Source organism: Burkholderia sp. Ac-20384 (assembly GCF_017104605.1).
Classification (GTDB): Bacteria; Pseudomonadota; Gammaproteobacteria; order Burkholderiales; family Burkholderiaceae; genus Burkholderia; species Burkholderia lata.
Genome location: NZ_JAAGPE010000027.1, coordinates 45,522 through 58,161, shown reverse-complemented (window position 1 = coordinate 58,161; position 12,640 = coordinate 45,522). Strand labels below are relative to the sequence as shown.

Annotated in this window: 13 protein-coding genes; 5 read left to right on the top strand and 8 right to left on the bottom strand. The window is 65.9% G+C overall.

The genetic code is table 11. The features are described from left to right. Nucleotides 1-649: 649 nt before the first annotated feature. From cydX to cydP, 4 genes are all read right to left on the bottom strand, one after another. A complete protein-coding gene (gene cydX / locus G3O00_RS08125) occupies nt 650-766 on the bottom strand; it encodes a cytochrome bd-I oxidase subunit CydX (RefSeq protein WP_011353251.1) in 117 nt (38 codons plus the stop codon). A gap of 62 nt (nt 767-828) precedes the next feature. Further along, nucleotides 829-1,965, bottom strand: coding sequence for a cytochrome d ubiquinol oxidase subunit II (cydB, locus tag G3O00_RS08120; RefSeq protein WP_174930761.1), 1,137 nt, complete (start codon nt 1,963-1,965; stop codon nt 829-831). Between the two features lie 31 nt (nt 1,966-1,996). Next, a complete protein-coding gene (locus tag G3O00_RS08115; protein ID WP_011353249.1) occupies nt 1,997-3,577 on the bottom strand; it encodes a cytochrome ubiquinol oxidase subunit I in 1,581 nt (526 codons plus the stop codon). Further along, nucleotides 3,567-3,851: a cytochrome oxidase putative small subunit CydP gene (gene cydP / locus G3O00_RS08110; RefSeq protein WP_174930788.1), complete on the bottom strand. Its 285-nt coding sequence runs from the start codon at nt 3,849-3,851 to the stop codon at nt 3,567-3,569. Before cydP ends, G3O00_RS08115 begins: the two co-directional genes overlap by 11 nt. Nucleotides 3,852-4,017: 166 nt before the next feature. Between cydP and G3O00_RS08105 the strand changes: the two genes are divergently transcribed. Beyond that, complete coding sequence (locus G3O00_RS08105) at nt 4,018-4,188, top strand: hypothetical protein (protein ID WP_206142647.1); 171 nt, start codon at nt 4,018-4,020, stop codon at nt 4,186-4,188. A 24-nt stretch (nt 4,189-4,212) separates the two neighbouring features. On the opposite strand, the gene rpoH is transcribed toward G3O00_RS08105, so the two are convergent. Beyond that, nucleotides 4,213-5,148, bottom strand: a complete 936-nt coding sequence (rpoH, locus tag G3O00_RS08100; RefSeq protein WP_011353247.1) for an RNA polymerase sigma factor RpoH — start codon at nt 5,146-5,148, stop codon at nt 4,213-4,215. Nucleotides 5,149-5,508: 360 nt separating this feature from the next. Between rpoH and pagL the strand changes: the two genes are divergently transcribed. After that, entirely contained in the window at nt 5,509-6,078 is a 570-nt protein-coding gene (pagL, locus tag G3O00_RS08095; protein ID WP_174916245.1) for a lipid A 3-O-deacylase PagL, read from the top strand. A gap of 45 nt (nt 6,079-6,123) precedes the next feature. Further along, nucleotides 6,124-6,507, top strand: a complete 384-nt coding sequence (locus tag G3O00_RS08090; protein ID WP_011353245.1) for a nuclear transport factor 2 family protein — start codon at nt 6,124-6,126, stop codon at nt 6,505-6,507. A gap of 143 nt (nt 6,508-6,650) precedes the next feature. Here G3O00_RS08090 and leuA read toward each other — a convergent pair whose 3' ends face one another. Next, nucleotides 6,651-8,297 (bottom strand): 2-isopropylmalate synthase, encoded by a 1,647-nt coding sequence (gene leuA, locus G3O00_RS08085; RefSeq protein WP_206142649.1) that lies wholly within the window; start codon nt 8,295-8,297, stop codon nt 6,651-6,653. A gap of 380 nt (nt 8,298-8,677) precedes the next feature. Further along, on the bottom strand, nt 8,678-9,652 hold the full coding sequence (gene ybiB / locus G3O00_RS08080; protein ID WP_011353243.1) for a DNA-binding protein YbiB: 975 nt from the start codon (nt 9,650-9,652) through the stop codon (nt 8,678-8,680). 189 nt (nt 9,653-9,841) lie between these two features. On the opposite strand from ybiB, the gene maiA reads away from it, so the two are divergent. Beyond that, entirely contained in the window at nt 9,842-10,486 is a 645-nt protein-coding gene (gene maiA, locus G3O00_RS08075; RefSeq protein ID WP_174930758.1) for a maleylacetoacetate isomerase, read from the top strand. A gap of 85 nt (nt 10,487-10,571) precedes the next feature. Here the strand turns inward: maiA and ftsY are convergent, their stop codons facing one another. Beyond that, entirely contained in the window at nt 10,572-11,738 is a 1,167-nt protein-coding gene (gene ftsY, locus G3O00_RS08070) for a signal recognition particle-docking protein FtsY (protein ID WP_206142646.1), read from the bottom strand. A gap of 214 nt (nt 11,739-11,952) precedes the next feature. Here ftsY and rsmD point away from each other — a divergent pair, with 214 nt between their 5' ends. Further along, on the top strand, nt 11,953-12,567 hold the full coding sequence (gene rsmD / locus G3O00_RS08065; RefSeq protein ID WP_206142645.1) for a 16S rRNA (guanine(966)-N(2))-methyltransferase RsmD: 615 nt from the start codon (nt 11,953-11,955) through the stop codon (nt 12,565-12,567). The last annotated feature ends 73 nt before the right edge of the window (nt 12,568-12,640 follow it).

Here is a 12,640-nt window from a genome sequence, read left to right as displayed (position 1 = left end):
GCGACAATGCCGCGACCAGCAGGCCGGCAAACAGGGTGGACAAGGTTCGGTTCATGCGGATTCCTGAGAAAAAAGGGGGCATAGCGGCGTCACGGGATGACGTCGCTGCGAGCGGGTCTTTCAACGGAGCTGCGGGGACAACAGGGTGCGCGGGCGATGCGGCTGCCCTGCGCGCAGTCGGCACGCGGGCGCGTGTGTTACGGAACGGGGGGCGGGCAGGCGTGCCGGTCGGATCGGCGCGGGCGGGTGCGCGTCTTCATCGGCGTCGCACGGCAGCGGCGGCTGCGGATGCCGATGCCGACGCCGTGGCGGCGCGCCCGTTGGCCAAGGCGCGCGTGTGACCTACGCGGTCGATGACGGCAACGCTCGCCGGCGATGCACAACCGACCGTCGCACGCCGACGACGAGATAGCGCGCACGCGCGCGCCTCATACGGGATTCGCATGTCTCCCCCACCCAGAAGGATTCGGCCTGTCTGCGGCCGTGTCCAAAGATCTTATGAAACCTTTTATTGGTATTCAAGTGGTATCAATCTGGCGCTAAATTGGCATCGATGCGCCGGGCCTGTCCGGCCGGTCGGGGCGAAAAAAAACCTCGCCTGAGGCGAGGTTCCTTCCGGACGGTAGCGGCGCGATCGGCCGCACACGCATCAGTCGTGGCGAACGCGTGCTTCCTGCGTCTTCTGCCGCGCTTCGAGCCACATCGCATTGACGATGCCGAACGACAGCGCGACGCCGATACCGAGAATCCAGCTGAAATACCACATGATCCGACTCCTTGCGAAACGGTGGGCGAGGGCGCGTGCGCGCCCCGTCCCGGTTCAAAGCATCAATACATCGAATGCTTGTTCTCTTCGAGCACTTCGCGCGTGACCTTGCCGCGCATCACGCGATACACCCAGCTCGTGTAGAGCAGGATGAGCGGCAGGAACACGATCACCGCGAACAGCATCACCTGCAGCGTCATGTGGCTCGACGTCGAATCCCACACGGTCAGGCTGCTGCGCGGGTCGAGCGACGACGGCATGATGAACGGGAACATCGAGAAGCCGGCGGTGAGGATCACACCGGTGATCATCAGGCCCGTGCAGAAGAACGCCGTCTTCTCCTGCTTCGAACCGGCGAGCAGCAGCGCGATCAGGCCACCCGCGATCGCGACGACGGGCGCCGCGATCATCCACGGGAATTCGCTGTAGTTCGCGAGCCACAGGCCCGAGCCGGCAGCGACGTCCTTGAGCAGCGGGTTTGCGACCGTATCGGTCGGTGCGGCGTGCGTGATGTGGAAGCCACCGATATAAGACGCGACCAGCACGCCGGCCAGCACGAACAGCACGACCGCGAGGAACGACGCCACCCGCAGCGCGACCGATGCGCGGCGCGCGATCACGCCTTCCGTCTTCATCTTGATGAAGGCCGCACCGTGCGCGACGAGCATCGTGAGGCTGACGAGCCCGCACAGCAGCGCGAACGGGTTCAGCAGCGCCCAGAAGCTGCCGTAGTAGGTCACGCGCAGGTCGCTGTCGAACTTGAACGGCACGCCTTGCAGCAGGTTGCCGAACGCGACGCCGAACACGAGCGCCGGCACGAAGCCGCCGACGAACAGGCCCCAGTCCCAGCCCGCGCGCCAGCGCGGGTCGGGCCGCTTGCTGCGGTAGTCGAAGCCCACCGGCCGGAAGAACAACGCGAACAGCACGAGCAGCATCGCGAAGTAGAAGCCGGAGAACGACGCCGCGTAGACGAGCGGCCAGGCCGCGAACATCGCGCCGCCGGCCGTGATCAGCCACACCTGGTTGCCTTCCCACGTCGCGCCGACGGTGTTGACGATGATCCGGCGTTCCTCGTCGGTCTTGCCGAGGAACGGCAGCAGCGCGGTCGCGCCCATGTCGAAGCCGTCGGTGACGGCGAAGCCGATCAGCAGTACGCCGACGAGCAGCCACCAGATCAGCTTGAGAGTTGCATAGTCCATAGCGATTCCTTGTTCCGTTTCAGGTGCGTGCTCACGCCGGGGCGCGCTCGCTGGCGGCCGCGATTTCGTGGTGATAGCGGCCGGTATGCAGCGACGACGGGCCGAGGCGCGCGTACTTGAACATCAGCTTGATCTCGATGACGAACAGCGCGGTATAGAACAGGATGAAGCCCGCGAGACTCAGGTACAGGTCGCTCGGCTGCAGGCTCGACGCGGACAGGTGCGTCGGCAGCACGCCGGCGATCGTCCACGGCTGGCGGCCGAGCTCGGCGACGATCCAGCCGAATTCGATCGCGATCCACGGCAGCGGGATCGCCCACACCGCATAGCGGAGGAACCAGCGGCGGTTGTCCTGCAGCAGCTCGCGGCGCGCGCAGAACCAGAACGCGGCGATGAACGTGGCGACGAACAGGAAGCCGAGGGCGACCATGATCCGGAACGAGAAGAACACGGGCGCGACCGGCGGGATCGTCTTCTTCGCGGCGGCCTTGATCTGCTCGGGCGTCGCGTCGACCACGTTCGGCGTGAACTGCTTGAGCATCAGCCCGTAGCCGAGATACTGCTTGTGCTGGTCGAACAGCGCGCGGGTCGCGTCGCTCGTGTCGCCCTGCTTGATCTTCTGCAGCGCGCCGTACGCGACCATCCCGCTCTGGATGTGCTCCTCGCTGTGCTTCGCGAGCTCGCGCAGGCCGATCACCGGTTCGTCGATCGAGCGCGTCGCGATCAGGCCGAGCGCGTACGGGATTTTGATCGCGTAGTCGGTGCGCTGTTCTTCCTGGTTCGGAATGCCGATCAGCGTGAACGAGGCGGGTGCCGGCTGCGTTTCCCATTCGGATTCGATCGCGGCGAGCTTCATCTTCTGCACTTCGCCCGTCGTATAACCCGATTCGTCGCCGAGCACGATCACGCAGAGCGTCGCCGCGAGGCCGAAGCCGGCCGCGACCGCGAACGAGCGCAGCGCGAAGTCGACGTCGCGCTTCTTCAGCAGGTACCACGACGACACGCCGAGCACGAACATCGCCGCCGACACGTAGCCGGCCGACACGGTATGCACGAACTTCACCTGAGCGACCGGGTTGAACAGCACGTCGAACAGGCTCGTCATCTCCATGCGCATCGTCTGGTAGTTGAACTCGGCGCCGACCGGGTTGTTCATCCAGCCGTTCGCGACGAGGATCCACAGCGCGGACAGGTTCGAGCCGAGCGCGACGAGGAACGTGACCATCAGGTGCTTGACCTTCGACAGGCGGTTCCAGCCGAAGAAGAACAGGCCGACGAACGTCGATTCGAGGAAGAACGCCATCAGGCCTTCGACCGCGAGCGGCACGCCGAAGATGTCGCCGACATAGTGCGAGTAGTACGACCAGTTCGTGCCGAACTGGAATTCGAGCGTGATGCCGGTCGTCACGCCCATCGCGAAGTTGATGCCGAACAGCTTGCCCCAGAACTGGGTCATGTCCTTGTAGACCTGTTTGCCGGTCATCACGTAAACCGCTTCCATGATGACGAGCAGCCAGGACAGGCCGAGTGTCAGCGGCACGAACAGGAAGTGGTAGAGCGCCGTGATGCCGAACTGCAGACGTGACAGATCGACGACTTCACTACTTATCATGGTGGTCTCCCTCGGTAGATGCAGGCGCCGGTACCGAAAGCAGTTTCTCGGCGACGGCGGCAGGCGGCAACGACATGTGCTCGGCCTGCGGATGATTGAAGAATGCGTATTTGAGCGACATCAGGAGGATCAGCTTGACGATCAGCACCAGGGTGATGTCGCGGGCGAGCGTCGGGCCGCGTGCCCACGCGGCGATGCGTGCGCGCCAGCCGATCGGTCCGGCCGGCCGCGGGGGAGGCGGCGCAGGCTCTTTATTGATCGAGATCAAGGCGATTATCCTGAATCGATTTAAGTCTGATTTGGGGCGACTTTACGTCGGATTTATGACGGCCGTGAAGCTGTTTTAATCCTTTTGCGCCTGACATGCCAATTTTAAAAGGACGGCTTTCGGATGCCGAGTGCTGCGCTGCGGCAGACCGTCGCGAAACACGGGCCGAAACTTGAGGCAGATCAAGGTTATGCGGAAGGGGCCCGCAAACTGCGTATTACCTGACGAATCAGGTCAATTAATCGGCGCAGAAACGAGTGATGAAGCGAGCGGCGAAGCGAATGAAAAGCAGGAGAAAATGCGGGCGAAAAAAAACCGCTGCCGGTCGGGCAGCGGTTTTTGATGAAGCGCTCTAAATCGCAGCGATTTACGCGTATTCGGCGAGGGCAGTGCGCATCTTTTTCATGGCGCTCGCTTCGATCTGGCGGATGCGTTCCGCCGACACACCGAACTCGGCAGCGAGATCGTGCAGCGTCGAGCCGCCCGAGCCGTCGTCGTCGACGTGCAGCCAGCGCGCCTCGATGATGCGGCGGCTGCGCGCGTCGAGTGCGTCGAGTGCCTGCGCGATGCCGTCCGTCTGCAGCGTGTCGCGCTGACGCGCGGCGAGCACGGCGGTCGGCTCGTTGTGCGAGTCGGCCAGGTAGGCGATCGGCGCGTACGACTCCTCGCCGTCTTCGACCTGCCCTTCGAGCGCGATGTCGCCGCCCGACAGGCGCGTTTCCATTTCGGTCACGTCTTCGCGCTTGACGTTGAGTTCCTTCGCGAGGCCGTCGATTTCCTCGGGCGTCATCGCCTGCAGGCCCTTCTTGTGGCTGCGCAGGTTGAAGAACAGCTTGCGCTGCGCCTTCGTCGTCGCGACCTTCACCGTGCGCCAGTTGCGCAGGATGTACTCGTGAATCTCGGCCTTGATCCAGTGGATCGCGTACGACACGAGACGCACGTTCTGGGCCGGATCGAAGCGCTTCACGGCCTTCATCAGGCCGATGTTGCCTTCCTGGATCAAGTCGCCGTGCGGCAGGCCGTAGCCGAGATAGTTGCGCGAGATCGACACGACGAGCCGCAGGTGCGACAGCACGAGGCGGCGTGCCGAGTCGAGGTTGTTGCCTTCGCGGAATTCGGTCGCGTACTGGCGTTCCTCTTCGACCGTCAGCAGCGGAATGCGATTGACGGCCTGGATATACGCGTCGATGTTGCCAAGCTGGCCCGGCAACATCGATTGAGCTGCGAGCGCCAGCGAGCCTGCCGATGCGGCCTTGGCCGGCGTCGGGCTCAGGGTGTTCGGGAGGGTCAGGGCGTTGCTCACTAAAAAAACTCCTTTGGAATCAGGGACAAACCCCCGGTCTTGAATGAAATTCCGTGGGCCATCTTAGCACTCCCGCAAGACGAGTGCTAATTCCTTAGAGCACGCGTGGGCATCGGAGTTCCCACTTTTCTATCGAGCGTGTCGAGTCGATAGTCTAATCTGCGACAGAGGGGGCGAAGCGAAGTTCCGTAAGCCGTTGTTTCTGATGGTAATCAGTAGACGATTTCAATTTTTGTCGTTTTGGAAGGAAGCCATTTCGCTTTGTGATGCCGATCCGAAAAGTCCTTTACCATACCATTCAGTTCGCTTGAGCCGGCCGAAGCGGCAGGCTCCATTCAACCCACAAAGTTGGAGTGACAGATGAACAATAAGAAGAATCGCCGGCCCCGCAGCCGGCTTGCGCTGCACGCGATGCTGGCGGCGTCCCTTCTGGGCGGATCGGGTGCGGCATGCGCGGATCGATGGGGGATTCAGGCGGGCGGCGGTTTTTCGGATCGCCACGGGGTCGACAAGGCCGATCTCGGCGTGGTGTGGGATCCGGGCTGGAACTGGTGGGAAATCGGTGGCTGGCACTTCGCGTTCGTCGTGGAAGGGCACGCCGGCTACTGGCACACGGGCGGCAATGTGCACAGCAGCATTGGCGAATTCGGCGTGACGCCGATGTTCCGCTTCATCAAGAGCGCCGGGGAGATCCGCCCGTTCATCGAGGCCGGCGGCGGCATCCGGCTGCTGACGCACCCGACGATTTCGGATCGCTTCTCGATGGGGACCGCGTTCCAGTTCGCGCCGACGGCGGGGGTGGGCGTGCAGTTCGGCCAACGGCAACAGTATCAGGTCGGCTACCGTTTTGAACATGTGTCTAACGCGGGTATCAAAGAGCCGAATCCTGGTATAAATTTCCACCAGTTCTACTTGCAGTACAACTTCTGATCCGCATGCCCGCGCACGGCGTGCGCGTTGCCGAGGAGTCAGGCGATGGCGAAGGTGGTCGATGCGATCCGCGCGCTCGAGCGCGATCGGTTCCGGGCGATGGTGGACGGGGACGGCGAGGCGCTCGACGCGCTTTTGTCGGACAAGGTGTTCTTCGTGCACACCAACGGCAAACGCGAAACCAAGCAGCAGTTCATCGACGCCATCGTCGCCGGCCGCCGCCGCTATCGCCAGATCGAAATCCAGTCGCAGGACGTGCTGCCCGTCGGCGATGAAACCTGCATCGTCACCGGGCGCGCGTTGATCGAGATGGAAACGAACAACGGCGGCCTGGTCTTCCCGATTGCCTATACCTCCGTCCACACCCACGAACAGGGCCGCTGGAGCCTGTTCGCGTGGCAGGCGACGCGGTGCGCGACCGAGACATGAGCGCGCGTGGCGCTCCTTTTCATGTCCCGACCGAAGCGGCCTTCTGGGTCGCTTTTTGCTGCCTCGTGCGGCGCGGATCGCGCGGCGCACGGGCGGTCACGCTCCGCTCGCTGACGTTTGAACCCTGAAACGGAGCCCGGCGCTCAGGCCGCCGCGCGATGATCCGCGCAGTGCCAGGCCGAGCGGTTGATCCCGCTGACGACGGCATCGAGCGCGGCGCTCGCCGCGTCGGCGTGCAGGCCGACGCCGTGCCGCAGCGGCGCATCGCCGACCCGGCAGCCGACCGATACCGCGATCCGCCCGTCCGTCGTGCGGGCGTGTTCGCACGACGCGACGTCGATCGCCGTGCCGGCGGCCGCCGCGAACGCCGCGGCGAAACGTCGCACGGCCTCATCGGGCGTTGTGTCCGCCGCGGGCGCTGCCGCGATCTCGCGGTTCTGCCAGCGCGCGCCGTTGCCGTGACGCGCGGCCGGCCCGTCGGTGTCGAAGAATTCGCGCGCGAACAGCGCGCAGATCGCGTCGCCCGTCACTTCCTCGCCGGACGCGTCGGCGAGCGTCTGCACCGCATGGCTGAATTCGATCTGCACGCGGCGCGTCGGCGTGAAGCCCATCCCGCGTTCGAGCAGGAACGTCGCGCCGCCCTTGCCGGACTGGCTGTTCACGCGGATCACCGCGTCATAGCTGCGGCCGAGGTCGGCCGGGTCGATCGGCAGGTACGGCACTTCCCAGGCCGCGTCGGGGCGCTGCTGCGCGAAGCCCTTGCGGATCGCGTCCTGGTGCGAGCCCGAGAACGCGGTGAACACGAGGTCGCCCGCGTACGGATGGCGCGGATGCACCGGAATCTGGTTGCAGCGCTCGACGACGCGGCGTACGGCGTCGATGTCGGAGAAATCGAGGCCCGGATCGATGCCCTGCGTGTAGAGATTCAGCGCGAGCGTGACGAGATCGACGTTGCCGGTGCGCTCGCCATTGCCGAACAGGCAGCCCTCGATGCGGTCGGCACCCGCGAGCAGCGCGAGTTCGGCCGCCGCGACCGCAGTGCCGCGGTCGTTGTGCGGATGCACGGACAGCACGATGCTGTCGCGATACGCGAGGTTGCGGTCCATCCACTCGATCTGGTCGGCGAATACGTTCGGGCCCGCGGCTTCGACGGTGGCCGGCAGGTTGACGATCATCTTGTGATCGCGGGTCGGGCGCCAGGTCTGAGCGACCGCGTCGCAGATTTCGCGAGCGAACGTCAGCTCGGTCATGCTGAAGGTTTCCGGCGAATACTGGAAGGTCCACTGCGTGTCGGGGCGCGCGGCGCAGTGTTCCTTGATGATGCGCGTGCCGTCGATCGCGAGCGCCTTCACGTCGGCCTTCGACATCCCGAACACGATGCGGCGGAACGACGGGCAGACCGCGTTGTACAGGTGCACGATCGCGCGCGGCACGCCATCGAGCGCGTCGAACGTGCGGGCGATCAGGTCTTCGCGCGCCTGCACGAGCACTTCGATCGTCACGTCGTCGGGAATCCGCTTGTCGTCGATCAGCTTGCGGACGAAATCGAAGTCGGTTTGCGACGCCGACGGAAAACCGACTTCGATCTCCTTGAACCCGATCGCGACCAGCATCTCGAAGAATTCGAGCTTCTGCTCGATGCTCATCGGCTCGATCAGCGACTGGTTGCCGTCGCGCAGGTCGGTGCTCATCCAGACGGGCGCGCGCTCGATGGTGCGCGACGGCCATTTGCGGCCATTGAGGCGGACGGGCTCGAACGGACGGTACTTGTCTTGCGGATTGCGCTGCATCTTCTGGACCTCGGGTCTCAAGTCGCGAGCGAAGACGGGCGGCATGGGCGACGGTTGGCGCTGCCTCGCTCCGCGGCACGTGAACGCGCTGCGGATGCGGATGATCTTCGCGAGTCGGCCGACGGATAGACGGACGAATGCTGACGACTTCGGGTTGTAAAAACTACGAGAGGGGTACTGCGAGGAACTGCTGGGAGGGACCGTGCGGACAGCACACGGCGCTACGAAAGCCTTAGGCTAGTCGTAGCGATAGCGGCCGCGCTAGGCGGCCGGAGGTAATTCGGAGGGTGTTCGGAAAGGAACGCATGAGGGGCACTCTATGCCAGGATGCGCTCGCGTGTCAAATGCCCTGCAAGCGGGGCCGGTTCGCGAGCGAGCCGTCAGCGTGCGATGCGGGCGATCTGCACGATCGTCGCGACCTGCCGGGCGACCGTGTCGGGCACCGGCACCTCGCCGCGCATGACGGCGTCGGTCCACGCGGCCGTCGTGGCCGCATCGCGCGATTCGGGCAGCGCAACGGGCGGCGTATCGGTCGACGAGCGTTCAGCCTCGATCAGCGTGTCGCATACGCCGTCGTGCAGCCAGTCGACCTGTACCTGGCGCCGCGTGTCGGCAACGGCTTCGCCTTCCGTGCCGCGTGCCAGCAGCGCGCCGCCGAGCGCGGCGTCCGGATGGTCGCGGAACAATTGCGCCAGGCTGTCGCGGTACGGCGGGTGCGTGTAGTTGACGAGCCGCAGGCCGGCCGGCGCGAACGGCTGCAGGATCTTCACGAGCGTGTGCGTCGAGTTGCGCACGCCGAGCACGCTGCGCATCGACAGCAGGTGGGCAATGCGCGGCGCCAGCACCTCGATCGACGCGAACGCGACGCGGCGCTCGGCGAGCGTGTCCTCGATCGCATCGTGCGACGTCGACGGCGCGAGCGACAGCGCCGAGAAGATCTCGGCGCTGGTCACGCGGCCTGGATCCTGCTCGACGCCATGCACGAGCACCGGCACGCCTTCGCGTGCGAGCAGGAGCGCGAGCAGCGGCACGAGGTTCGGCTGCTTGCGCGCGCCGTTGTAGCTCGGGATCGACACGGGGCGGAACGCGGCGTCCTGCACGTGCACCGGCTCGAACGATGCCTGTGCGGCGGCGAGCATCGCGGCCAGCTCGTCAGCGGATTCACCCTTCAGCCGATAGGCAATCAGGATCGCGCCGAGTTCGACGTCCGACACGCGCGCGTCGAGCATCGCGCGATAGAGCTCGAACGTGTCCTCGGCGGACAGCGCGCGTGCGCCGTGCGGGCCGCGGCCGATCTCCTTGATGAAGCGGGCGCACGGGAACGGAACGGCGGCGGGATCGTGGGAAGCGGTCATCGGGGCGTGGGGCGGGCGGCCGGCATCGGGCCGCGCTGTGAGCGGTGAGGAATGCCCCGAGTATCGCACGGGCGCGGCCGTCGCAAGCGAGGCCGCGCGGCGCGCTACACTCTGGTTCCCGGCGGTGCGCGCGCCGGCTGCGCCGCGCCTGTGCCGTCGCCGGCCGAATACGACTACGAGAGACATCCCATGAAGCTTTACAGCTATTTCCGCAGTTCCGCGTCGTACCGCGTGCGGATCGCCCTGAACCTGAAGCAGCTGCCGTTCGACTATGTCCCCGTGCACATGCTGCGCGACGGCGGCGAGCAACTGAAGGACGCGTACCGCGCACTGAATCCGGATGCGGTCGTGCCGACGCTGATCGACGGCGACGCGACGCTGCAGCAGTCGCTCGCGATCATCGAATATCTCGAGGAAACCCATCCGGAACCGGCGCTGCTGCCGAAGCAGCCGGTCGATCGCGCGTATGTGCGCGCGGTTGCGCTGCAGATCGCGTGCGAAATCCATCCGCTCGACAACCTGCGCGTGCTGAAGTACCTGAAGCACACGCTGAAGGTGCCCGAGGAGGCGAAGAACGCGTGGTACCGGCACTGGATCGAGGCGGGCTTCGACACGCTCGAGACGCGTCTTGCGAGCGATCCGCGGACCGGCAAGCTGTGCTTCGGCGACACGCCGACGCTCGCCGACATATGCCTCGTGCCGCAGGTGTTCAATGCGAACCGCTTCTCGATCGACACGACGCGCTATCCGACGATCCAGCGGATCGTCGACCATGCGTCGACGCTCGATGCGTTCAAGGCCGCCGAACCCGGCGTGCAGCCCGACGCCGAATGATCGCGGCGCGCCCGGAACTTGCATGACCGGGCGCGCATGAAAAAGGGCGCCCGAAGGCGCCCTGTGCGATGCGTGCCGGCGGTGTTCAGCCGAGCAGCGCGTCCGCGAATTCGACCGCGCTGAACGGCTGCAGGTCCTCGACCTTCTCGCCGACGCCGATGAAGTAGACCGGTACCGGGCGCTGCCGCGCGATCGCGGCGAGAATCCCGCCCTTCGCGGTGCCGTCGAGCTTCGTGACGATGAGGCCGGTGAGGCCGAGCGCGTCGTCGAATGCCTTGACCTGCGTGAGCGCGTTCTGGCCGGTGTTCGCGTCGATCACCAGCAGCACTTCGTGCGGCGCGCCGTCATGCGCCTTCGAGATCACGCGCTTCACCTTCTTCAGCTCTTCCATCAGGTGGAGCTGCGTCGGCAGGCGGCCGGCCGTGTCGGCCATCATCACGTCGATCTTGCGCGCGCGCGCGGCGCTGACCGCGTCGAAGATCACTGCAGCCGGATCGCCGCTTTCCTGCTGCACGACCGTCACGTTGTTGCGTTCGCCCCAGACCGCCAGCTGTTCGCGCGCGGCCGCGCGGAACGTGTCGCCCGCGGCCAGCAGCACCGACTGGTCGAAGCTCTGCAGATGCTTCGCGAGCTTGCCGATGCTGGTCGTCTTGCCCGCACCGTTCACGCCGGTGATCATCATCACGAGCGGCTGCGCGCGGCCGAGCATCAGCGATTTCTCGAGCGGCGTCAGCAGCTCGACGAGCAGGTCGTGCAGTGCGGATTTCACCTGCTGCGGGTCGGTCAGGCGGCCCGTGCGCACCTTTTCGCGCAGCGCGCCGAGCAGGTACTCGGTCGCGTCGACGCCCGCGTCGGACATCAGCAGCGCGGTTTCGAGCTCCTCGTACAGATCCTCGTCGATCTTCGTGTTGACGAACACGCCGGTGATGCTCGAGCCGGTCTTGGCGAGCCCCGTTTTCAGGCGCGCGAGCCATGATTTCTTCGCGGAGGCGTCCTGCAGCGGCGGCGGGACGATTTCGACCGTCTCGACGACTTCGTCGCGGCCGTCGTTGGTCGGCGTGACCGTCATCACGACGGCCGGCACGGCCGGTTGCGCGACCGGTTGCGCGGGCGCTTGCGGCACGTCGGGCGCAGGCGGGGCCTCGACCGCGGGCGCATCGGACGGTTCGTCCGTTTGCTGCGCGTCGGCCGATTGCGATTCCGCCGGATCGGGCTCCTGCGTTTTCTTGAATCGTTTGAAGAAGCTGAACATGGTCTACGTCGGGAAGAGGACGGGCCGCCGCCAGGGCGGGGCACCGGACGGGCCGTTCTGCGTTCGCGCGGGCGCGGCGCACGGCGGCCGAAACCGTGCATTTTATCAGTGCGGCGGGTCGCTCGCGTCAGTGTGCGCCGCCGCTGTGGTAACGTGCGCCTGTTTAGCGGTGCGCCCCCGCGCGCGCCCGGTCCCTCCGTCGTCGATATTCCGTATGTCCCGTTCCTCTCCCGGCCGCCCGGCGGCCCCTTCCGGCCGCGGCAAGCCGCACACGATCCGCATCATCGGCGGTGACTGGAAACGCACGCCGCTCGCGGTGCTCGATCTCGATGGCCTGCGGCCGACGCCCGATCGCGTGCGCGAGACGCTGTTCAACTGGCTCGGCCAGGATCTCGAAGGCTGGCGCTGCCTCGACCTGTTCGCAGGCACCGGCGCGCTCGGCTTCGAGGCCGCGTCGCGCGGCGCGGCAAGCGTCGTGATGGTCGAGCGCCATCCGCGTGCCGCGCAGCAGCTGCGTGCAATCAAGGACAAGCTCGGCGCGCGCGCGGTCGAGGTCGCGGAGGCGGACGCGTTGCGGCTCGCGGCCGGGCTCACGCCGGGCGCGTTCGACGTCGTGTTTCTCGATCCGCCGTTCGACGAGCTGGCCGTCCTCGAGCGCGCGATTGCGCTGGCGGCGCCGCTCGTCGCGGCAGGCGGCGCGCTGTACGTCGAGACGGGGGCGGAGCTCGATCCGGCCGCGCATGAAGCGCTCGCCGGTTGGCAGGTCGTGAAGCACGGCAAGGCCGGTGTGGTTCACTATCATTTGCTGCGGCGCGAAAATGATGAATAATGCGCGTTCCATACGAGGCGGCGCGCCGCAAAGGCGACGCATGCCCATCTCGGCAGCGGCGTGCGCATCGCAC

Bases quoted from the DNA above. Each gene is read 5' to 3' on its own strand.
- cydX (WP_011353251.1), bottom strand. From the start codon at position 766: ATGTGGTATTTCAGCTGGATTCTCGGTATCGGCGTCGCGCTGTCGTTC.
- cydB (WP_174930761.1), bottom strand. From the start codon at position 1,965: ATGGACTATGCAACTCTCAAGCTGATCTGGTGGCTGCTCGTCGGCGTA.
- G3O00_RS08115 (WP_011353249.1), bottom strand. From the start codon at position 3,577: ATGATAAGTAGTGAAGTCGTCGATCTGTCACGTCTGCAGTTCGGCATC.
- pagL (WP_174916245.1), top strand. From the start codon at position 5,509: ATGAACAATAAGAAGAATCGCCGGCCCCGCAGCCGGCTTGCGCTGCAC.
- G3O00_RS08090 (WP_011353245.1), top strand. From the start codon at position 6,124: ATGGCGAAGGTGGTCGATGCGATCCGCGCGCTCGAGCGCGATCGGTTC.
- leuA (WP_206142649.1), bottom strand. From the start codon at position 8,297: ATGCAGCGCAATCCGCAAGACAAGTACCGTCCGTTCGAGCCCGTCCGC.
- ybiB (WP_011353243.1), bottom strand. From the start codon at position 9,652: ATGACCGCTTCCCACGATCCCGCCGCCGTTCCGTTCCCGTGCGCCCGC.
- maiA (WP_174930758.1), top strand. From the start codon at position 9,842: ATGAAGCTTTACAGCTATTTCCGCAGTTCCGCGTCGTACCGCGTGCGG.
- ftsY (WP_206142646.1), bottom strand. From the start codon at position 11,738: ATGTTCAGCTTCTTCAAACGATTCAAGAAAACGCAGGAGCCCGATCCG.
- rsmD (WP_206142645.1), top strand. From the start codon at position 11,953: ATGTCCCGTTCCTCTCCCGGCCGCCCGGCGGCCCCTTCCGGCCGCGGC.